This window comes from Caulobacter sp. GW821-FHT05F04 (assembly GCF_059419665.1).
This window is the reverse complement of record NZ_JBWKSF010000003.1, coordinates 459,495-478,548: the sequence shown is the minus strand read 5'-3', so window position 1 is coordinate 478,548 and position 19,054 is coordinate 459,495. Positions and strand designations below refer to the sequence as shown.

Genomic DNA, 19,054 nt, shown 5'->3' with positions numbered 1-19,054 from the left:
ACGCCGCGTCCGGAGCAAGGCTGGTCACGGCAGGATCGCCTTCAGGAAGGCGGGCGGTTCGACCGAGACCTTGTTGAAGAACATGCCCGCGCATCGGCCGCCAGCGGCGGTCAGGGCGTCGCGCAGCATGGCCGGCTGGCGCACGTCCGGCTGGTCGGCCGAGACCACCATCACCGTCTGGTCCATGTGCTGGGCGATGGTCGGCCCGGACTGCGAGCGGTCCAGGGACGGGCTGTCGACGACGATGATCTCGGCGTGCTTGCGCAGCGCCCGCCAGTAATCCGCCGACGGAATGACGTGGGCCTGCTGGCGGCCGCGCAGGGCCTCGCGGTTGAAACGGGTGATCCACAGGCGCGGACCGCCGACGCTGTGGCCGGTCAGGAACTTGGAGTCCGGCCAGACCCCGCCCTCGGCGCGGGGCGCCGGCGGCTGGACGGTGAAGAAGGTCGAGCCGTCGGGCGAGGCCGCCACAGGCGGGCCCAGCGGGCCGAAGCGGTTCGGGTCGGCGGCGATCTCGCGGAACTGGCTGGGGCTGTTGAGGTCGAGGTCGATCAGCCAGGTCTTGCGGCCGGCGCGACGCGAGGCGAAACGGGCGAATTCACGGGCGACCGTCGAGGTCCCCTCTCCCCGCCGCGCGGCGATGAACTGGATGACGTACGGACGGCCGACAGGCGGCGCGCCAAGCGCCCCCCAAAGCTCCGTCATCTCGACGTTCAAATCCACCATCTGCCGAATCGCCGCGCACTCAGAAGATCGCAAGGTGCGACATTAACCCTGTCGGCGAAAGGCGACGAAAGCGCTCACCGCTTGACCCCGGCGGTGGCCAGGACCGGCATGCCAAGGGTGCGCGAGGCCGAGGCCGGCGTCTGCAGCCCGGGACGCAGGAACATGCGGACCAGACCCACGCACAGGGCCGTGAAGCCCGCGAACAGGATGGCCAGCACCAGAACCGGCTTCTTCAGGCTCTTGCCGGTCGACGGGGCGACGGCGCGCTGGACGATGCGGATGTTGTCGCTGCTCTCGGACGACATCTGCCGCTGGGCCTCGTCCTGTTGTTCCTTGACCGTGAAGTCGCGGACGTTCGAGGACAGGACGTCGCGATCGCGCGACAGCTCGTTGAACTGCGGCTCCAGTTGAGCCAGACGCAGCAGGCGTGAGTTCACATCGGTCACCTGCTGGGCGTAGGCGGCCTGCGACTGCTGCAGAGCCGCGACCTCGGCCCGCAGGTCGTTGCGGGTGGTGGTCAGGGTCTGCCAGATCGGGTTGGGACCGCTGCGCCGCGCGCCCTCGCCATTGGTGCGGCCGGCGGCGAGGCCGGCCTCCAGCTGGGCGATCTGGGCGTTGATGTCCTGCACGGGTTGAGCGCCGGCCGTGTAGCGGGCCAGCAGGCCCTCGCGGTCCAGCTTCATCTGGGCCAGCTTGATCGCGGCCGACATGTCGGTGTCGCGATACAGCACCGTCTCGGGCGAGGTGCGCGCCAGTTCGGCCTCGACGGCGGCCAAGCGACCGGTGCGATCCTGCAGCTGGGCGTCGACCGAATACTTCTGCTGCTCGACCTGAGCCTGCAGCTGGGTCAGCGTGGTCTTCTGGGCGGTGAAGTCGCCGATGTCGTTGGTGGTCAGGAACGACTGATAGGCCGTGTCGGCGTCCGACAACTTCTGCGCGAAGATGTCGCGCTGGCGCTGCAGCACGTTGTTGTCGCCGCCGATCAGCAGGCTGCGGCGATAGATCAGATATTCCTCGAGCAAGGTGTTGAGCACCTTCTCGGCCATTTCCGGATCGTTGTTCTGATAGGCAAGGCGGATGATCGAATTGTCCGGCGCGGTCTCGATCTTCAGGCTCTTGCCGATCGAGTCACGGCCTTCGGCGATCAGCTTGCGCTTCCCCTCGGGCGTGGCGCCGGCGTACTTGGCCGCGTGCTTCGGAAAGATCCTGGTGAAGCCGATCTTGCGGATCACTCGCTCGCGCAGCTCGCCGCTGCCCAGGATCTCGGCTTCGGACTGGATGACCTCGTCGGTGTTGGGCACCGCGCCGCGGCCGGCGTCGCCGGCGCGGGGTTCGTAGACATATTCCTGGCCCAGGCGCACGAACAGGCTGGATTGGGCCGTGTAGCTCTTCTTCAGCGTGAGGGCGAAGCCAAAGCCCAGCGCCGCGATCACCACGAAGACCACCAGCATCAGGAAGCGCTCGCGCCACAGCAGGGTGACGAAGTCGGCCGGGGCGTACTTGGGGCGCGCGCCGGCAGCCCCCGCCGCCATGCGGGGCGGCTGGTCGTGCGGTACGCTGATCCAAGGGCTCGTCGACATCCGAATCCGGGCGGTTCAATCTGTCTCGCACCCTGGGACGGCCAGCCTTAAGGGTTCGTTACCCATTCCTGTTAAGACTTGTCGCATGCAGAGCCGCACGCATCTCAAGACGGTCCCACTGAAGGCGATCTGGGCCGTGGTCCTGATGGCCGGCGGGATTTCCGCCTGCGGGCACATCGACGCCGAGCCGATCACGCCGGGCCCCAGACCTAGCGCCAACTTCTCTAATATCGGTTACGCCGATTGGAGCGAGAGCGAGCCGTCGTACCGGTTCTATCCGGGCGACGAGGTCGAGGTGGCCGTGCCGTCGGCCCCCGAACTCAACAAGTCGGTGATCGTTCAGCCGGACGGCCGCATCACCTTGCCGCTGGTCGCGCCGGTGATGGCCGCCGACCGCACGATCGACGAGCTGGAGGGCTCGATCAGCCAGGCCTATGCCAGCACGCTGTTGCGGCCGCGGGTCCAGGTTTCGGTGAAGACGGCGACGCCGCTCAAGGTGTTCGTCGGCGGCGAGGTCAAGAACGCCGGCGTGTTCGACATGGCGGGCGACAGCGACGCCCTGCGGGCCATCATCCAGGCCGGCGGCTTCACCAATGGCGCCAAGCGCAATCAGGTGGTGATCATCCGTCGCGGCCCCGACGGGCGGGCGATGATGCGGACAGCGGACCTGCTGGCTGGCCTGACGCGCGGGAGCGGCGCGGATCTTGTGCCCCTGCGGCGTTTCGACGTCGTCTACGTGCCGCGCAGCGGCGTGTCGGAAGCGGGTCTGTTCATGCAGCAGTACTTCCGAGACCTGCTGCCCATCAGCTTCAGTTACGCGATCAACGGCAACGTCAACGGCAACTGAGCCGGTCCCCCATAGGACCGGCGGGCAGCCAGTCAGGACGGAAGAACCCGGATGACCGGGTTCAGCCGAGGGCGAGCCATTCGCGGGCCTGACGCTGGGCTTCGGCGACTTCGTCGCTGGCCATCTCTTGCGACAGTTCCTTGCGGTAGACCTTGGCTTCGACCGAGCCGCGCATGGCGGCCAGGTTGAACAGCATGTGCGCCGACACGTAGTCCAGCGGCGCGCCGCCCTGACCGGTCGAGTACAGCAGGCCCATGCGGAACAGTTCGTCGCCGGTGGATTCGGCGGTCGGCAGCGGCAGCATGGCCACGGCGGCTGGCGGTTCTTGCATCATCATCATGGCTGGTCTCCTCTCTCAAGCTCGCCCCGCCGTTCTGACGGATCAGAGCCTGAGAGAAGAAAAGTCCAGCGCCACTGAACATATAGTTAAGCGCGCGGACATCATGAATGATGCGCCAAGTATACTAGTTATTTAAAGTGATTACTGACCGTAAACACGAGTCTACAGAGCGTTAACGCGCGCGCTGACCGAAAAGCACTTTTCGGGCCTCTTCCGCCGCTTTTCCGGACGCCTGCAGGCCTCCGGACCGCAATTCCGCGCCCAGCTTGAACCCCTTCTGGACCGCTTCGCGCGCGCCGACGCGCTCGAACCAGCTCCTCAAATTGGGGAACTCGTCCAGAATGATGCCCTGATTTTTCCACGGAACAACCCACGGCCAGCTCATGAAGTCGGCGATGGACAATTGGCCGCAGATGAAATCGCGTCCTTCCAGCCGCTTGTCGAGCACGCCGTACAGCCGGTGAGTCTCGTTGGTGTAGCGGACGACGCCGTAGGCGATCTGGCGCTGGTCGGCGATGATCGCCGGCGCGTACTGGCGGAAATGGTGGGTCTGGCCGGCCATGGGACCGAGGCCCCCCATCTGCCACATCACCCACTGGTCGATGTCGACGCGGTCGCGTTCGGTCTCGCCGTAGAACCGGCCGGTCTTGCGGGCCAGGTACTGCAGGATGGCGCCGGACTCGAAGATCGAGATCGGCTGGCCGTCGGGACCGTCGGGATCGACGATGGCCGGCATACGGTTGTTGGGGCTGATGGCCAGGAAGTCCGGCTTGAACTGCTCGCCGGTCCCGATGTTCACCGGGATCATCTCGTAGGGCAGACCCATCTCCTCCAGGGCGATGGAGACCTTCCAGCCGTTGGGCGTGGGCCAGTAGTGCAGTTCGATCGGACGACTCATTGGCCTTCCCTCCCGTATTCGTTGCCGCCACCGAAGATGGTCGCCTAAGCCCTTCCCGCCAAGACTTACCCGTCGAAAAGCCTGACCTCGCCGTTCAGGCTGGGTTCAGCCGAACGGCGTCATTCTGCGTTTCAAGGTCGAGGGAAGTTTCTAGGCGACGTCTCGGAGACGCCGCCCGACCACCAGGAGAAGACGAGATGAAACGTCTGCTGCTCACCATCGCCGCCGTGGCCTCCGTGGCGGGCCCGCTGGCCCTGAGCGCCACCGACGCCGCCGCTCAGGATCGCGGACGCTGGGAACACAACGACCGCGGTCGGGACTGGGATCGCGGCCGGGACCATGACCGTCGCGACTATGGACGCGACTATGGCCGAGGCGACTACGGCCGTGGCGACTACGGCCGTGGCGACTACGGGCGCCATGACCGCTGGGATCGCGGCCGCCACAACGGCTACTACTACAACAACCGCTGGTCTTACGGCCCGCCCCCGCCCGCCTACTACGGTCGTCCGGGCTTCCGCCCCGGCTATACGTCCTGGCGTCGCGGCGCCTACCTCCCGAGCTACTATCGTGGCCGCGGGTATGTCGTGAACGATTACTATCGCTATAGCCTGCGCCCGCCGCCCCGGGGCTACTATTGGTATCGCACGGGCAATGACTACGTGCTGGCCGCCATCGCGACCGGCCTGATCTTCGACGTCATCGCCAACCACTAGACCTGAACTGCATCCGAAGTGTCGAAGCGGCGTCCTGGGCTTTGCCTGGGGCGCCGTTTTGCGGTCACACGCGCCTCAACCCCGCCGCGCATGCGGCCCAACCGCCCGATTGCGAAGTCATTTCGACCACATTGCCCCGCCAGCGTAGGCTTCGCGTCACACAACGACGCTGCAGCAACACGGTCCCAACCCATGAAGACCCTGCGCATCACCACCGCCGCCCTCACCCTGGCCGCCGCCGCCTATGCCGGCTCGGCCCTGGCCCAATCGACCCTGCCCCAGACCTCGCCGGCCAATCCGCAGCCCGGCATCACCACCCCGGCGCCGACCAACGACCCGTTGACGGCCGCCCCCGCGCCCGAGCAATCGGCGCCGCCCGCCTCCGAGACCGCGACCCCGGCCGACTCCGCCGGCGCGCCGACCTCGGCCACGGCGCCGGCCATGACCGACGAAACGACCGCGCCGGCCGCCGACGAGAAGGCCGCCAAGAAGGCCAAGAAGCACAAGAAGACGGCCGAAGAGCCGACGGCGACCCAGCCGCGATAATTTAAAGTTCGCATTAACGAAGAAGGGCCCGCGGTTTCCACCGTGGGCCCTCGTCATATCCGGACGGTGGAAACGCCTATTCGGCGACGCCAAGCTTCTTGCGAAGCAGTTCGTTGACCGTGCCTGGATTGGCCTTGCCGCCCGTGGCCTTCATGACCTGGCCGACGAACCAGCCCAGGGCCTGCGGCTTGTCCTTCACGGCCTCGGCCTTGTCCGGATTGCTGGCGATCAGGTCGTCGATGGCCTTTTCGATGGCGCCGGTGTCGTTGATCTGCACCAGGCCGCGCTTCTCGACGATCTCGGCGGGACGGCCTTCGCCGGCCCACATGTGCTCGAAGACCTCCTTGGCGATCTTCGACGAGATCGTGCCGTTCTCGATCAGCTCGACCAGTTGGGCGATATCGGACGACGGCAAGGGTGAGTTGGCGATCTCGTGGCCGCCGGCCGACAGCTTGGCCAGCAGTTCATTGGTCACCCAGTTGGCCACCAGCTTGGCGTCGCGCCCCTTGGCTGCGGCCTCGAAGTAGTCTGCCCGATCGCTCTCGATGATCAACACGCCGGCGTCATAGGCCGACAGGCCATACTGGCTCTGCAGGCGCGCCTTCTTGGCGTCCGGCAGTTCCGGCAGGGTTTCCTCGATCTGCTTCACCCAGGCCGCGTCCAGAACCAGCGGCAGCAGGTCCGGATCCGGGAAGTAGCGATAGTCGTGCGCTTCTTCCTTCGACCGCATCGAGCGGGTCTCGAGCTTGGTCGGATCGAACAGGCGGGTCTCCTGGTCGATCTTGCCGCCATCCTCCAGGATCTCGATCTGGCGACGGGCCTCGTACTCGATGGCCTGCTGGATGTAGCGATACGAGTTGACGTTCTTGATCTCGCAGCGCGTGCCCAGGTGGCTGAAGCTGCCGGTCTCGCGGAACTTCTCGTAGTCGCCGGGACGGCAGACCGAGACGTTGACGTCGGCGCGCAGGTTGCCCTTCTCCATGTCGCCGTCGCAGGTGCCCAGATAGACCAGGATCGTCCGCAGCTTCTTGACGTAGGCGGCGGCCTCTTCCGAGGTGCGCATGTCGGGCTTGGAGACGATCTCCATCAGCGCCGTGCCCGCGCGGTTCAGGTCGACATAGGTCGCGTTCGGATCCTGGTCGTGCAGCGACTTGCCCGCGTCCTGTTCCAGGTGCAGGCGCTCGATGCGGACGTCGAAGGTCGTGCCGTCGTCGCGCTCGACCGTCACCACGCCCTCGCCGACGATCGGTTGGTCGAACTGGCTGATCTGATAGCCCTGCGGCAGATCCGGATAGAAGTAGTTCTTCCGGTCGAAGCGGCTCTTCAGGTTGATCTGGGCCTTCAGGCCCAGGCCCGTCTTCACGGCCTGCTCGACGCAGAACTTGTTCAGGACCGGCAGCATGCCCGGCATGGCCGCGTCCACCAGGCTGACCTGCTCGTTGGGCCCCGCCCCGAAACCGACGGCGGCGCCGGAGAACAGCTTCGACTTGCTGGCCACCTGGGCGTGGACCTCGAGGCCGAGGACGATTTCCCAGGGGCCGGTGCGGCCTTGGATCGTTTTGGAATCTTGCGTCATGGCCGTTTCTCTACATCAAGCGAGCCGGGCCGGAAAAGCTTTCGGACGCATGTCGCCGGCATCTTATGCGATCCAGGACCCGCACGGCCTTGAAGTTGTTTCAATGAAGCGGAACCATTCATTTTCGACATCACTGAATAAGGCCGGATTGAGTCAAATCCGGCGCCATTGCGGGGCAAGGGAACCGTCGAGTTATCGCGCCGTTCACTTATCGAACAGCTCATTCACGGAGGTAGAAATGCCCACCGCTTACACTACCCGCCCCACTCTCAACTTCGATGCGCCAGAGCCGGTCGTCGCGGCCGATCCCAATGCTTCGGCGTTGTTTCCGAGCCAACCGGTCTATGTTCGCACGCCGAAGAAGAAGGCGTCCGGCAATCTGCCGCTTCTGATCGGCGTTCCCGTGCTGGCCGTCGCCGCCGGCGCCCTGATCTGGGGCATGAGCGCCAATCGCAGCGAGGCGCCGACCGATCCGCAGTCGCTGAAGATCGCCGCCGCCGAAAACCCCGCCCCAGTCAGCACGACGCCGGTTCCCGCCAGCGCCTCGGCCACCCCCTCGCCGATCCCGCAGCCGACCGAATTGGCCGCCAATGAACCGGCGCCCCCGGCTCCGGTGGCCCGCTCGACGCCGGCGCCGCGCGCCGCCGCTCCGGCCCGTACGGTCGCCCGCCGCGCCGCGCCGGTCGAAAGCAGCGCGCCGGACGCCTCGACGGCCGCGGCGAACGTCAGCGCCACGGTCCCGGCCGCGCCGCCGACCGTCAGCGCCCCGATCGCCGAGCCGGCTCCTCTGGTGATCCCGGCCCCGGCGGTTCCGGCTCCGACGCCGCAGCCCCAGACGACCATCCCGCAGTAGCCGGGTCCCTGCCCCCCTGAACGAAGAAGGGCGGCTCCACCGGAGCCGCCCTTTTCCTTAGATCACCACCACTTCTCGGCTTTCGCCGAGAACCCGGCGGCTTTTTCAACCGCCCCGGCGACCGAGAACACCGTGGCCTCGTCCAGAGGCTTGCCGATGATCTGCAGGCCCAGCGGCAGGCCGTTGGCGTCGAGGCCGGCTGGCAGGGACAGACCCGGCAGGCCGGCCAGGTTGGTCGTCACCGTGAAGACGTCGTTCAGGTACATGGCGATCGGGTCGTTGCTGTTCTCGCCCAGGCCGAACGCCGCCGAGGGCGCGGTCGGGGTGAGGATCGCGTCGCACTTTTCCCACGCCTTATCGAAGTCCTCGGCGATGCGGCGACGCACCTTCAGGGCCTTCAGGTAGTAGGCGTCGTAGTAGCCGTGCGAAAGCACATAGGTGCCGATCAGGATGCGGCGCTTGACCTCGTCGCCAAAGCCCGAGGCCCGGGTGTTCTCGTAGATCTCGGTCAGGGTCGCGCCGTCCTCGCGCAGGCCGTAGCGCATGCCGTCGTAGCGGGCGAGGTTCGAGGACGCCTCGGCCGGGGCCACGATGTAGTAGGCCGGCAGGGCGTACTTGGTGTGCGGCAGGCTGATGTCGACGATCTCGCAGCCGGCGTCCTTAAGCCAGGCGACGCCGTCGGCCCACAGCTTCTCGATCTCCGCCGGCATGTTGTCGACGCGGTATTCCTTGGGAATGCCGATGCGCAGGCCCTTCACCGACTTGCCGACGAACTGGGTGAAGTCCGGAACCGGCACGTCGAGACTGGTCGAGTCCTTGGGATCATGGCCGGCCATCGAGGTCAGCAGAAGGGCCGCGTCCTCGACGGTCTTGGCGATCGGGCCGGCCTGGTCCAGCGAGCTGGCGAAGGCCACCACGCCCCAGCGCGAGCAGCGGCCATAGGTCGGCTTGATGCCGACGGTGCCGGTGAAGGCGGCCGGCTGGCGGATCGAGCCGCCGGTGTCCGTCGCCGTGGCGCCCAGGCACAGGTCGGCGGCGACGGCGGCGGCCGAACCACCCGACGAGCCGCCCGGGGTCAGGGCCTTGTTCGAACCCTGGGCGCGCCAGGGGTTGGTCACGGGGCCGAAATAGCTGGTCTCGTTCGACGAGCCCATGGCGAACTGGTCAAGGTTCAGCTTGCCCAGCATCACCGCGCCGTCGCGCCATAGCTGGCTGGTCACGGTCGACTCGTAGGTCGGGATGAAGTTCTCGAGGATCTTCGAGCAGGCCGTGGTCCGCACGCCTTCGGTGCAGAACAGGTCCTTGACCCCCAGCGGCGCGCCTTCCAGCGGACCGGCCTCGCCCAGCGCGCGGCGCGCGTCGGACTTGGCGGCCATATCGAGCGCCTTTTCCGGAGTCTCCAGGATATAGGCGTTCAGGCCGCGCGCGGCCTCGACGGCCTCGATGTGGGCCTTGGTCAGTTCGACCGAGGTGAACTCGCGCTTGGCCAGACCGTCGAGGGCGCTGGCCAGGGTCAGCTTGGTGAGGGCGCTCATTATTCGACCACCTTCGGCACGACGAAGAAGTTGTTCACGGACTTGGGCGCGTTGCTGGTCACGCGGGCTGGGTCGCCGCCCATGGTGACAACGTCCTCGCGCATCGGCAGGCCGGCGGCCACGACGCTGGTCAGCGGCTCGCAGCCGTCGGTGTCGACCTCGGCCAGCTGCTCGATCCAGGCCATGATGCCGTTGAGCTCCTGGGCCAGGGCCTCGATGCGCTCTTCGGGTTCGGCGATGCGGGCGAGCCGGGCGACCTTCCGCACGGTGGCGGCGTCAATGGCCATGGGGATCTCCTGAAATTCGAACGCGTGGGTTAGCGGTCCCCGCCCCAGGTTTCAAGACGAGGTTTCAAGCACGCCGGCGCCTGTTATGAAGCGCCATGCCCGTTCTCGACATCGAAGACTTCGCCGCCGCCCTGCCCCAGTACGCCGCCATCGTCGGCCTGGACCCCGGCGAGAAGACCATCGGCGTGGCCGTCTCGGACGTCACCCGCACGGTCGCCAGCCCCATGGCGCTGATCGAGAAGACCAAATTCAGCAAGGACGCCGAGCACCTGTTCAAGCTGATGGACAGCCGCGGCGCGGTCGGCGTCGTCATCGGCCTGCCGATGAACATGGACGGCACGGAAGGCGTACGCTGCCAGTCCAACCGCGCTCTGGGCCGCAACCTGCTGCGCTTGAAGCCCGACCTGCCGATCACCTTCTGGGACGAGCGCCTGTCGACGGCGGCCGTGACCCGAGTGCTGATCGACGAACACGACGTCTCGCGCAAGCGCCGCGACGAGGTTGTCGACAAGATGGCCGCCGGCTGGATCCTGCAGGGCGCGCTGGAACGCCTGCGCGGCCTCTAGCGCCGCCCTTTTCGCCTGACGCCAGAAAATCCGGGCTTTTTGGACTCCGGCCCGTATGGATAAGCTTGGTTGGTTCGCGGGCGGGAACGGGCATGAGAGCCAAAGGCTTCGGACGATTGAGACAAGCCGCCACGGCGGGCGCTGTCCTGCTCGTCACCCTGACCGCCGGCGGGAGCCTCGCGGGCGCGGGCGACGACTGCCCGCCCAATCCCGAACCCGGCAAGTGCTACGAGAAGATCTACCGGCCCGCTCAATACGAGAGCTATGTCGACCAGGAGGCGGACCAGCAACGCCCGGTCCAGCAGGCCTATCGCGTCGTCACCAAGCAGCGGAAGATTCGCGAGGCCAGCTTCGTCTGGCAGGTAATCCCATGCGACGGCCGCCTTCCCGCCAGACGCGACCACTAAACGCATTCAGCCATGACTTGCGCTGGCGAGGTCCAGCACGTCCCTGGACGCGAATTTCACTCATTTCGGGGAGCGGGAAACTCCCTTCCTTGGGGAAAAACCGCGACAACATTGTTCTGCTTTTGAATATGGTTAAGGTCGCGCCCCGGATCGAACCCCAGGTTCGCTCCGGGGCGACTTATACCTGGGTTGAGGGCAACGAGGGGCTCGGATGACTAAAAAGGTCTTGATGGGGCTGATGGCGTTCGCCGTCGCCGGTTTGGCGGTCAGCTCGGCGATGGCCGACGGACGCAACTATGCGCCGCGGCCGGTTCCGCGCTATGCGCCCGCTCCGCCGCCGCAGGGCTATCCGCCCCCGCCGCCCCCGCCGTCGGGACCGACCGGCATCGACTGCCTGTGCACCCGCGCCGTGGTCTTCTACGGTCCGACCTCGGGCTATGGCGACATCACCGTCGCCGCGCCGGGCGTCCGCGTCATCGGCGAGCCGGTCGTCGTGCCGTCGGGCCGCATCGATATCCAGGGTCCGCCGGTCTATGTCGACGCGCCGCCGGTTCGCGTGGCCGCGCCGCAGATCTACCTGCACCGTCCGGAAGTCTTCGTCCGCCCGTCGGCCGTGACGGTCGAGGCGCCCGAGATCCACTTCACGGGCTGCGCCGACGGCGTGCGCTGCGAGCCGGCTCCGCCGCGCCACTAAGGTTCGGGACCAGCCGAAAGAATTCGAGGCGGGAGGCCACAAGCTTCCCGCCTCTTTTCGTTTGGATTGATCTTAGTGTTGCGGGACCGCGCAGAACTCGCGGGCTTCACGCGCCAGGGCCAGGTCGCCGCCTTCCAGCGCGGTCCTCACCGCGTCGTCGCAACGCTTCTCGCTGAGCAGGGTCGTGACATGGCTCCGCAGCGTCGCGGCGTTGAGCGCGGCTTCACGCAGGATCTGGGCTTCCTTGCGCTCGCCGGGCAGGCACGGCGAGTACCATTTCGCGTCGGCGCAGCGAGCGATCAGGCGCGTCTGCCGCGCGGCCTCGGCCCGGTTGTCGATCGGCGCGACGACGGGCGCTTGCGGCGGCTGCTGAGGCGATTGCGGCGCGGGATCGTTCGGCATAACCAGCGGCGGCGCGACCATGACCCCCGGCGGCGCGGGATCCAGCGGGCGCACGATGGTGGCCTGCGGGATCTGATAGTGGCAGACCCAGCCCTTTTCGGTCGTCTCGCACGACTGCAGGGTCGCCTTCGTCTCCTGAGGCGACGGCTCGGCGGTCTGCAGCAAGGCGATCAAGAGCAACAGCATGGCCACCCCCGCGGAGCCTGTGCAAAACGCATGAAGCTAGAGTACCCACCTTCGCCCCCCGGCAACAAGCGCGAGCGACCCCGGAAGCACGGTCGACATGTCAAACTTCGTGAATATTCCTGAGGACAGTCTCCGGCGCGCCGCCCCCCACGCTTCCCTTCCCCTCCAAAGCCGCCTATGAGGCGAGCTCATGACGGCACCAGCCCATGACCCCGCCCGCGCGGCCATCGATGCGATCCGCGCCCGCGTCTTCGCCTTTCCCAAACGCCATTTCCTCTCCGCCGGGGATCTGAACGCGCCCCAGGCGACGGACCTGCTGGACCTGGCCGACGCGTTCGTCGCCTTCAACCGCCAGACGTCCAAGAGCCTGGACCTGCTGCGCGGCCGGACGCTGATGAACCTGTTCTTCGAGAACAGCACCCGCACCCAGAGCTCGTTCGAGCTGGCTGGCAAGCGCCTGGGCGCCGACGTCGTCAACATGAACCCCAAGACCTCGTCGGTGGCCAAGGGCGAGACCCTGATCGACACCGCCGTGACGCTGAACGCCATGCGGCCCGACCTGCTGGTCGTACGCCACGCCTCGTCGGGGGCGGCGTCCCTGCTCAGCCAGAAGGTCAGCGGCCACGTGGTCAACGCCGGCGACGGCCAGCACGAGCACCCGACCCAGGCCCTGCTGGACGCCCTGTCGATCCGCCGCGCCTTCGGCCGCGTCTCGGGCCTGACCGTGGCGATCTGCGGCGACGTGCTGCACAGCCGCGTGGCGCGCTCGAACGTCTCCCTGCTGCACACCCTGGGCGCCAGCGTGCGCCTGGTCGGCCCGCCCACCCTGATGCCGGCCCAGGCCGAGCGCTGGGGCGTCACCGTCCACCACGACATGAAGTCCGGCCTGGCCGGCGCCGACGTGGTCATGATGCTGCGCCTGCAGCTGGAGCGGATGCAGGGCGCCTTCGTGCCCTCGACCCGTGAATACTTCCGCTTCTACGGCCTTGATCGCGAAAAGCTTTCCCGCGCCGCGCCCGGCGCCAAGGTCATGCACCCCGGGCCGATGAACCGGGGCGTCGAGATCGACAGCGACGTCGCCGATGATCCGGCCGTCAGCCTTATTCAGGATCAGGTCGAGATGGGCGTCGCCGCCCGGATGGCGGTGCTGACCAGCCTCTCGGCCCGCATCGAGGCTGTCGGCTTATGATGTTCCATCAGAAGCCGATAAACAGCCTCGACCTCAAACATAGGAGCGTGGCGAAGCGCCACGCTCTGGAGGCGAAGCAATGACGTCCGCCCAGCCCATCGCCCTCGTCAACGCCCGCCTGGTCGACCCCGAGAGCGGCTACGACGGTCCCGGCGGCGTCATCGTCTCCGAAGGCGTCATCGCCGACGTCGCCAAGGGCCGCGAGTTCGGCAAGCTGTCGAAGGCCGTACGGGTCATCGATTGCGGCGGGGCCCTGCTGGCGCCCGGCCTGATCGACCTGCGCGTCCGCACCGGCGAGCCCGGGGCCGAGACCAAGGAAACCCTGGCCAGCGCCGCCAAGGCCGCGGCGGCCGGCGGCGTCACCTCGATGGTCGTCCAGCCCGACACGGCCCCGGCCATCGACGACCCCAGCGTCGTCGACTTCATCCTGCGCCGGGCTCGCGACATCGACAGCGCCCGCATCCTGGTGGCCGGCGCGGCGACCAAGGGCCTGCACGGCGAGCAGATGGCCGAGATCGGCCTGATGCGCGAGGCCGGCTGCGTCTACATCACCGACGCGGGCAAGCCGATCGTCGACAGCAAGGTCATGCAGCGCGTCCTGACCTACGCCAAGGGCTTCGACACCCTGCTGGCCCACCGTCCGATGGACCCGTGGCTGGCCAAGGGCGGCGCGGCGATCGGCGGCGAGTTCGCCGGCCGCATGGGCCTGCCGTCGATCTCGCCGATGGCCGAGCGGATCATGCTGGAGCGCGACGTCGCCCTGCTGGAAGCCACCGGCGGCAGGCTGCTGGTCGACCAGATCACCTCGGCCCAGGCGTTGGAGACGCTTCAGCGCGCCAAGAAAAAGGGCCTGCGGATCAGCGCCTCGGTGTCGATCAACCACCTGTCGTTCAACGAGTTGGACATCGGCGACTACCGCACCTTCGCCAAGCTCAACCCGCCCCTGCGCGGCGAGGACGATCGCCAGGCGCTGATCGAGGCCCTGGCCAGCGGCCTGATCGACATCGTCGTCTCGTCGCACAGCCCGGCCCCGGCCGAGGACAAGCGCCTGCCCTACGACGAGGCCGTCCCCGGCGCCGTCGGCCTTGAGACCCTGCTGCCGGCCCTGCTGTCGCTGTATCACGACGAGCGCATCGTCCTGGTCGACCTGATCCGCGCCGTCACCCTGGCCCCGGCCGAGCTGTTGGGCCTGCGCGGCGGCCGCATCGCTCCGGGCGCGCCCGCCGACCTGGTGCTGTGCGACATCGACGCTCCGATCATCGTCGACGCCGCACGCCTGCTGTCGAAGTCCAAGAACTCGCCGTTCGACGGACGCAGGCTGCAGGGCCAGGTGCTGATGACGGTCGTGGACGGGCGCGTGGTGCACCGGGCGGAGGGGTAGCAGCAAGCGGTCGAAGGTACTCAGTCCAAAATCCACGGTCGAAAATGCTGCTCGACCTTCTTAAGCTCTTTAGGTCCGTTGGTCTTAATGGCCATCCTTGCAGGACCGATGTGTCCCTTGAAGCCCAATTTAACTTCCTTCCAGCCCACACCTTCACTTCTGAGCTGCTTTAAAAGCTCAAAAGCACGTTCTTCCTCCAGAGCGTGGCCGGCAAAGTGCCCTCCACTGAAACAGCCCGCTATCTTGCTCTGCCAAGCCAATTTGGCCTCCGATCTTCTAGTTCGCGTTTACAGCAACGTGGAATGGTCGACCTCGACACAACCATGACGACAAGGGCGGTTCTAGTAGCCTTTTTCGACTGCCGGCTTTTTGCCCTCCCCCCGACTCTGCACTACACCTAGGCCTCACAACCCGCCCCTTGCGTAGCGGTTGAATTCGCGCTCAACTCGCCTTAAGGTCGATCCGTGCAAGATCTCGCCGCCGCCACCTATCTGACGCTCGCCATCACCCTTGTCGGCGGCTACCTGCTCGGATCCATTCCGTTCGGGCTGATCGCCACGCGGCTGGGCGGGGCCGGCGACATCCGCCAGATCGGCTCGGGCAATATCGGCGCGACCAACGTGCTGCGCTCGGGACGCAAGGACCTGGCGGCCATCACCCTGCTGGGCGACGCCGGCAAGGGCGTGGTGGCGGTGCTGCTGGCCCGCTACCTGACCCACGGCAATGCGGCGGTGATCGCCCTGGCCGGGGGCGCGGCGTTCCTGGGCCACCTGTTTCCGGTCTGGCTGAAGTTCAAGGGCGGCAAGGGCGTGGCCACCTTCTACGGCGTGCTGCTGTCGGCCGCCTGGCCGGTGGGGATCGCCGCCGGCGCGACCTGGCTGGCCGTGGCCTTCCTGCTGCGCATCAGCTCGCTGGCCGCCCTGATCGCCGCCGTGCTGGCCGCGCCGTTCGCCCTGGCCTTCGACCAGCCCTATCCGATCATGGTCCTGTGCCTGTTCATGGCGGTGCTGATCTTCATCCGCCACCGCGAGAACATCGCCCGCCTGCTGAAGGGCCAGGAGCCGAAGATCGGCAAGAAGAAGGACGAGGCGCAGCCGCCCGTTATCGACACGCCGTGATTCCAGGCCGGCTCTCGGATATCCAGCGCTTCGCCTGGCTGCGCCTGGCGCGCACCGAGACCGTCGGCCCCGTCGCCTTCGAACACCTGATCGCCCGCTACGGCACGCCCGAGCGGGCGCTGTCCGCCCTCCCCGACCTGTCCCGACGCGGCGGGCGCGCCGTGCCCTTGTCCCTGCCGCCACGCGAGGCGATCGAGCAGGAACTCGCTGCGGGCGAGACGCTGGGCGCGCGGCTGATCTGCGGCTGCGAGCCCGACTTCCCCCCGCGCCTGGCGGCGCTTGATCCGCCGCCGCCCGTGATCTGGACCTTGGGCCGCGCCGAACTCCTCTCCGAGCCCTGCCTGGCCATCGTCGGAGCCCGCATCGCCTCGGCCGCCGGCCAACGCTTCGCCCGCCAGCTGGCCACGGACCTGGGGACCGCCGGCTATGTCGTGGTCTCGGGCATGGCGCGCGGCATCGACGGCGCGGCGCATGAAGGCTCGCTGGCCACCGGCGCCGTGGCCGTGCTGGGCGGCGGGGTCGGCGACGTCTATCCGCCCGAGCACGACAAGCTGCACGCGCGCCTGGCCGCCGAAGGCTGCGTCGTCTCCGAGAGCGCCCCCGACCGCCGCGCCCAAGCCAAGGACTTCCCGCGCCGCAACCGCATCATCTCGGGCCTGTCCCTGGGGGTCGTCGTGGTCGAGGCCGAGCTGAAGTCCGGCTCGCTGATCACCGCCCGCCTGGCCGCCGAGCAGGGCCGCGACGTCTTCGCCGTGCCCGGCTCGCCGCTGGATCCGCGCTCGAAGGGAACCAATGACCTGATCCGCCAGGGCGCGATCCTCTGCGAGGGAGCCGAGGACGTGCTGCGCTCGCTGTCGGGCCAGATCCACCTGCGGGAACGCGAACGCGGCTACGAGGCCCAACCGGACCTGGACATCGACCACGACGCCCTGCGCGAGCGCGTCGCCGCCCTGCTCTCGCCCACGCCGGTCTCGCGCGACGACCTGGTCCGCGCCGCCGCCGCGCCCGCCTCGGCGGTGATGGCGGCGCTGGTGGAATTGAGTCTGGCCGGCCGCGCGGAGCTGCTGGACGGCGGGCTGGTCGCTGGAGTCTAACTCCGGATAGTCGAGTCTCCCGCGAGTCGTCGGCTGAAGGGAGCGATGATGGACACCCAGGCCATAGAAGACATGCTCGCCGTCGCCGTGGCGGCCGGCGCCGAAGGCCGGCTGGACGAGGCCGAGGCGGCGTTCCGCGCCGTGCTGGTCATGAAGCCCGACCACGACGAAGCCCTGTTCGGTCTGGGCCTGAACCTGCTGATCGCGCGGCGCTTCCAGGAGGCCGTCGCGCCGCTGACCTGGGCCGCGCACGCGCCGAACGCCGAGCCGGTGCGTCGACAATGCCTGGCCCACGCCCTGTTCCTGACCGGCGACTTCTCCCGCGCCGCCGACACCTTCGCGGCCGCCGATGCAGTGGAGCCCCTGCCCGAAGGCGCTCGCGTGACCTGGGCCCGCGCCGCCGCCTACAACGCCCTCGGTCGCGCCCCGGCCGACAGCGCGCTGGAGCTCTACGCCAAGCTCGCCGGTCCGCTGGCCGAGGACCTGGAGACCGTGGCGCGCGAGGGATTCGGCATCCTGGTGGCCTTCCAGCGGCTCGACGCGGCCCGCGCCCTCGGCGCCTGGCTGGAGGCGCGCCATCCGGACGACAAGATTCGCGCCCACGAGCTTCGCGTACTGGTCGACCCCAGCATCGACCGGGCGCCGCCGGCCTATGTCGAGGCGCTGTTCGACGACTTCGCCGAGCGGTTCGACCGCCAGTTGGTCGAGATGCTGGACTACCGCGCGCCCGCGCTGCTGGCCGACCTTGTCGCGAGCCGCCGCACGCGGTTCGAGCGGATCCTCGATCTGGGGTGCGGCACGGGCCTGGCCGCGCCGGCCCTGGAACGATTCGGCGCCGAACTGACCGGGGTTGACCTCTCGTCCGCCATGCTGACCAAGGCCGCAGAGCGCGGCGGCTACGACCACCTGGTCCACGCCGAGGCCATCGCGTATCTCGAGAGCCATCGTGGCGCCTTCGACCTGATCGTGGCCGCCGACGTCCTGATCTATTTCGGCGACCTGGTTCCACTGTTCGCCGCCGCAGCAGCCGCCCTCGCCCCCGGCGGCCTGCTGGCCGTCAGCATCGAACTCGGCGAGACCGGCTGGCGGCTCCTGCCCACGGCGCGCTACGCCCATGGCGACGACTATGTCGAGACCACCAGCGCCCCCGGCTTCCGGATCGTCGAGCGCCGGGAGATCCCGCTGCGCCGGGAGACGACGGCGGTCACGGTCGGCTGCCTCTACCTGCTCGAACGGCTCTAGCCGCCTCCTCTAGCCGCCTCTACGCGCGCCCTTGGCGAACAGCAGGTCCGACCACCGCCAGTGGCCGCCGCCCAGAGCGAAGCGAGCGCCGCCCGGGCCGTCGTTCAGGGAGATCAGGACCAGGCCCCGCATCGGTTCGGCGCGGCAGGCGGCGGGGGCGAAGGCGACCTCCATCATGATCATCTCGCGCAGGCCGGCCAGGCCGTCGCCCTCCTCGCCAGCGACCCGAGCCCAGTCGCCGCTCCAGACCAGCGGCGCGCGACCGGCGCCGACCGTCGCGCCGTGAGCCCGCATCAGCGAGGCGCGGGCGCGAGGATTCTTGCGCAGGCCTTCCTGCAGCAGCCGGACCATGTCGCAGCCGGCCCCGCCGCCACCGCCGCCGCTGCCCGAGCCAGCCGTCGCCGCGCCCATCAGTTCGGACTCGCCCAGTCCCAGCACGGGGCTGGGCCCGGGGTTACGGCTGGCGGGTAGCGGCGTCACGTCCTTGGGCGGCGGCAGTTTCGATACACGCAAGGGCGAGCGCGGCGCGGCCTTCGGCGTCGCCTTGGGTTTCTCGGGCGACGGCGGCTTGGCCGGGGCCTTCACCGGCGACTTGGGCGCGTCATGCGGCGCGGGCGGGGGCGGAGGGGGTGGCGGCGGTGGAGGCGGAGGTGGCGGGTCGACCAGCGTGACCATCACCGACGGCGGCTCGGGCGGCGGCGGCGTGATGTGCGTGGCGAACAGGACCATCAGGGCCCCGACATGCGCGCCGATGCTCACGACCAGGGCGACGCCCTTGCCCCCTCGTCGTTTCCACCGCGCCATCAGTCCGCCAGGCCACGGGCCGAAGCGCCGGCCCAGGCGTCCTGGAAAATCACGTCCCCGCGTCAGG

At 68.2% G+C, this 19,054-nt stretch carries 21 protein-coding genes and 1 pseudogene; 12 read left to right on the top strand and 10 right to left on the bottom strand.

Going from position 1 to position 19,054, the window contains the following annotated elements:
• Positions 1-24: 24 nt before the first annotated feature.
• Both AC07R7_RS11000 and AC07R7_RS10995 read right to left on the bottom strand, forming a co-directional pair.
• Entirely contained in the window at positions 25-726 is a 702-nt protein-coding gene (locus AC07R7_RS11000; RefSeq protein ID WP_492888560.1) for a P-loop NTPase family protein, read from the bottom strand.
• A 42-nt stretch (positions 727-768) separates the two neighbouring features.
• Positions 769-2,306 (bottom strand): annotated as a pseudogene (locus AC07R7_RS10995) (Wzz/FepE/Etk N-terminal domain-containing protein).
• 85 nt (positions 2,307-2,391) lie between these two features.
• Here AC07R7_RS10995 and AC07R7_RS10990 point away from each other — a divergent pair.
• A complete protein-coding gene (locus AC07R7_RS10990; protein ID WP_492888559.1) occupies positions 2,392-3,153 on the top strand; it encodes a polysaccharide biosynthesis/export family protein in 762 nt (253 codons plus the stop codon).
• A gap of 61 nt (positions 3,154-3,214) precedes the next feature.
• Here AC07R7_RS10990 and AC07R7_RS10985 read toward each other — a convergent pair whose 3' ends face one another.
• Both AC07R7_RS10985 and AC07R7_RS10980 read right to left on the bottom strand, forming a co-directional pair.
• Entirely contained in the window at positions 3,215-3,493 is a 279-nt protein-coding gene (locus AC07R7_RS10985; RefSeq protein ID WP_492888558.1) for a sel1 repeat family protein, read from the bottom strand.
• Between the two features lie 172 nt (positions 3,494-3,665).
• Positions 3,666-4,391, bottom strand: coding sequence for a glutathione S-transferase N-terminal domain-containing protein (locus tag AC07R7_RS10980; protein WP_492888557.1), 726 nt, complete (start codon positions 4,389-4,391; stop codon positions 3,666-3,668).
• A gap of 197 nt (positions 4,392-4,588) precedes the next feature.
• Between AC07R7_RS10980 and AC07R7_RS10975 the strand changes: the two genes are divergently transcribed.
• Together AC07R7_RS10975 and AC07R7_RS10970 are read left to right on the top strand one after the other, a co-directional pair.
• On the top strand, positions 4,589-5,107 hold the full coding sequence (locus tag AC07R7_RS10975; protein WP_494635152.1) for an RcnB family protein: 519 nt from the start codon (positions 4,589-4,591) through the stop codon (positions 5,105-5,107).
• Between the two features lie 192 nt (positions 5,108-5,299).
• Positions 5,300-5,653, top strand: coding sequence for a proteophosphoglycan 5 (locus AC07R7_RS10970; RefSeq protein ID WP_494635151.1), 354 nt, complete (start codon positions 5,300-5,302; stop codon positions 5,651-5,653).
• A gap of 76 nt (positions 5,654-5,729) precedes the next feature.
• On the opposite strand, the gene gatB is transcribed toward AC07R7_RS10970, so the two are convergent.
• Positions 5,730-7,229 (bottom strand): Asp-tRNA(Asn)/Glu-tRNA(Gln) amidotransferase subunit GatB, encoded by a 1,500-nt coding sequence (gene gatB / locus AC07R7_RS10965; protein WP_494635150.1) that lies wholly within the window; start codon positions 7,227-7,229, stop codon positions 5,730-5,732.
• Positions 7,230-7,467: 238 nt separating this feature from the next.
• Between gatB and AC07R7_RS10960 the strand changes: the two genes are divergently transcribed.
• On the top strand, positions 7,468-8,082 hold the full coding sequence (locus AC07R7_RS10960) for a hypothetical protein (protein WP_494635149.1): 615 nt from the start codon (positions 7,468-7,470) through the stop codon (positions 8,080-8,082).
• Positions 8,083-8,144: 62 nt separating this feature from the next.
• On the opposite strand, the gene gatA is transcribed toward AC07R7_RS10960, so the two are convergent.
• Together gatA and gatC are read right to left on the bottom strand one after the other, a co-directional pair.
• Complete coding sequence (gatA, locus tag AC07R7_RS10955; protein WP_492888552.1) at positions 8,145-9,617, bottom strand: Asp-tRNA(Asn)/Glu-tRNA(Gln) amidotransferase subunit GatA; 1,473 nt, start codon at positions 9,615-9,617, stop codon at positions 8,145-8,147.
• A complete protein-coding gene (gatC, locus tag AC07R7_RS10950) occupies positions 9,617-9,904 on the bottom strand; it encodes an Asp-tRNA(Asn)/Glu-tRNA(Gln) amidotransferase subunit GatC (protein WP_492888551.1) in 288 nt (95 codons plus the stop codon). The genes gatA and gatC overlap by 1 nt, the downstream gene beginning before the upstream one ends.
• Positions 9,905-9,999: 95 nt before the next feature.
• Between gatC and ruvX the strand changes: the two genes are divergently transcribed.
• From ruvX to AC07R7_RS10935, 3 genes are all read left to right on the top strand, one after another.
• On the top strand, positions 10,000-10,470 hold the full coding sequence (ruvX, locus tag AC07R7_RS10945) for a Holliday junction resolvase RuvX (RefSeq protein WP_492888550.1): 471 nt from the start codon (positions 10,000-10,002) through the stop codon (positions 10,468-10,470).
• A gap of 92 nt (positions 10,471-10,562) precedes the next feature.
• Entirely contained in the window at positions 10,563-10,877 is a 315-nt protein-coding gene (locus AC07R7_RS10940; RefSeq protein ID WP_492888549.1) for a hypothetical protein, read from the top strand.
• A 211-nt stretch (positions 10,878-11,088) separates the two neighbouring features.
• A complete protein-coding gene (locus tag AC07R7_RS10935; protein WP_492888548.1) occupies positions 11,089-11,571 on the top strand; it encodes a hypothetical protein in 483 nt (160 codons plus the stop codon).
• Between the two features lie 72 nt (positions 11,572-11,643).
• On the opposite strand, the gene AC07R7_RS10930 is transcribed toward AC07R7_RS10935, so the two are convergent.
• Positions 11,644-12,159: a hypothetical protein gene (locus AC07R7_RS10930; RefSeq protein ID WP_492888547.1), complete on the bottom strand. Its 516-nt coding sequence runs from the start codon at positions 12,157-12,159 to the stop codon at positions 11,644-11,646.
• Between the two features lie 190 nt (positions 12,160-12,349).
• On the opposite strand from AC07R7_RS10930, the gene AC07R7_RS10925 reads away from it, so the two are divergent.
• Together AC07R7_RS10925 and pyrC are read left to right on the top strand one after the other, a co-directional pair.
• Positions 12,350-13,348, top strand: coding sequence for an aspartate carbamoyltransferase catalytic subunit (locus AC07R7_RS10925; protein WP_494635148.1), 999 nt, complete (start codon positions 12,350-12,352; stop codon positions 13,346-13,348).
• A 79-nt stretch (positions 13,349-13,427) separates the two neighbouring features.
• The gene (gene pyrC / locus AC07R7_RS10920; RefSeq protein WP_492888545.1) at positions 13,428-14,729 is read left to right on the top strand and encodes a dihydroorotase; all 1,302 of its coding nucleotides are present in this window, start codon (positions 13,428-13,430) and stop codon (positions 14,727-14,729) included.
• 20 nt (positions 14,730-14,749) lie between these two features.
• Here the strand turns inward: pyrC and AC07R7_RS10915 are convergent, their stop codons facing one another.
• On the bottom strand, positions 14,750-14,989 hold the full coding sequence (locus tag AC07R7_RS10915; protein ID WP_494635147.1) for a hypothetical protein: 240 nt from the start codon (positions 14,987-14,989) through the stop codon (positions 14,750-14,752).
• Positions 14,990-15,193: 204 nt separating this feature from the next.
• Here AC07R7_RS10915 and plsY point away from each other — a divergent pair, with 204 nt between their 5' ends.
• The 3 genes from plsY to AC07R7_RS10900 are packed head-to-tail and all read left to right on the top strand — an operon-like array spanning position 15,194 to position 18,183.
• Positions 15,194-15,847, top strand: coding sequence for a glycerol-3-phosphate 1-O-acyltransferase PlsY (gene plsY, locus AC07R7_RS10910; protein WP_494635146.1), 654 nt, complete (start codon positions 15,194-15,196; stop codon positions 15,845-15,847).
• Positions 15,844-16,941 carry a DNA-processing protein DprA gene (gene dprA, locus AC07R7_RS10905; RefSeq protein ID WP_492888542.1) on the top strand — a complete coding sequence of 366 codons (1,098 nt, stop codon included), beginning with the start codon at positions 15,844-15,846 and terminating at the stop codon, positions 16,939-16,941. The genes plsY and dprA overlap by 4 nt, the downstream gene beginning before the upstream one ends.
• A 45-nt stretch (positions 16,942-16,986) precedes the next feature.
• Positions 16,987-18,183 carry a methyltransferase domain-containing protein gene (locus AC07R7_RS10900; RefSeq protein ID WP_494635145.1) on the top strand — a complete coding sequence of 399 codons (1,197 nt, stop codon included), beginning with the start codon at positions 16,987-16,989 and terminating at the stop codon, positions 18,181-18,183.
• 9 nt (positions 18,184-18,192) lie between these two features.
• Here AC07R7_RS10900 and AC07R7_RS10895 read toward each other — a convergent pair whose 3' ends face one another.
• The gene (locus AC07R7_RS10895) at positions 18,193-18,987 is read right to left on the bottom strand and encodes a hypothetical protein (RefSeq protein ID WP_494635144.1); all 795 of its coding nucleotides are present in this window, start codon (positions 18,985-18,987) and stop codon (positions 18,193-18,195) included.
• Positions 18,988-19,054 lie beyond the last annotated feature (67 nt).

Bases quoted from the DNA above. Each gene is read 5' to 3' on its own strand.
- AC07R7_RS11000 (WP_492888560.1), bottom strand. From the start codon at position 726: ATGGTGGATTTGAACGTCGAGATGACGGAGCTTTGGGGGGCGCTTGGC.
- AC07R7_RS10990 (WP_492888559.1), top strand. From the start codon at position 2,392: ATGCAGAGCCGCACGCATCTCAAGACGGTCCCACTGAAGGCGATCTGG.
- AC07R7_RS10985 (WP_492888558.1), bottom strand. From the start codon at position 3,493: ATGATGATGATGCAAGAACCGCCAGCCGCCGTGGCCATGCTGCCGCTG.
- AC07R7_RS10980 (WP_492888557.1), bottom strand. From the start codon at position 4,391: ATGAGTCGTCCGATCGAACTGCACTACTGGCCCACGCCCAACGGCTGG.
- AC07R7_RS10975 (WP_494635152.1), top strand. From the start codon at position 4,589: ATGAAACGTCTGCTGCTCACCATCGCCGCCGTGGCCTCCGTGGCGGGC.
- AC07R7_RS10970 (WP_494635151.1), top strand. From the start codon at position 5,300: ATGAAGACCCTGCGCATCACCACCGCCGCCCTCACCCTGGCCGCCGCC.
- gatB (WP_494635150.1), bottom strand. From the start codon at position 7,229: ATGACGCAAGATTCCAAAACGATCCAAGGCCGCACCGGCCCCTGGGAA.
- AC07R7_RS10960 (WP_494635149.1), top strand. From the start codon at position 7,468: ATGCCCACCGCTTACACTACCCGCCCCACTCTCAACTTCGATGCGCCA.
- gatA (WP_492888552.1), bottom strand. From the start codon at position 9,617: ATGAGCGCCCTCACCAAGCTGACCCTGGCCAGCGCCCTCGACGGTCTG.
- gatC (WP_492888551.1), bottom strand. From the start codon at position 9,904: ATGGCCATTGACGCCGCCACCGTGCGGAAGGTCGCCCGGCTCGCCCGC.
- ruvX (WP_492888550.1), top strand. From the start codon at position 10,000: ATGCCCGTTCTCGACATCGAAGACTTCGCCGCCGCCCTGCCCCAGTAC.
- AC07R7_RS10940 (WP_492888549.1), top strand. From the start codon at position 10,563: ATGAGAGCCAAAGGCTTCGGACGATTGAGACAAGCCGCCACGGCGGGC.
- AC07R7_RS10935 (WP_492888548.1), top strand. From the start codon at position 11,089: ATGACTAAAAAGGTCTTGATGGGGCTGATGGCGTTCGCCGTCGCCGGT.
- AC07R7_RS10930 (WP_492888547.1), bottom strand. From the start codon at position 12,159: ATGCTGTTGCTCTTGATCGCCTTGCTGCAGACCGCCGAGCCGTCGCCT.
- AC07R7_RS10925 (WP_494635148.1), top strand. From the start codon at position 12,350: ATGACGGCACCAGCCCATGACCCCGCCCGCGCGGCCATCGATGCGATC.
- pyrC (WP_492888545.1), top strand. From the start codon at position 13,428: ATGACGTCCGCCCAGCCCATCGCCCTCGTCAACGCCCGCCTGGTCGAC.
- AC07R7_RS10900 (WP_494635145.1), top strand. From the start codon at position 16,987: ATGATGGACACCCAGGCCATAGAAGACATGCTCGCCGTCGCCGTGGCG.
- AC07R7_RS10895 (WP_494635144.1), bottom strand. From the start codon at position 18,987: ATGGCGCGGTGGAAACGACGAGGGGGCAAGGGCGTCGCCCTGGTCGTG.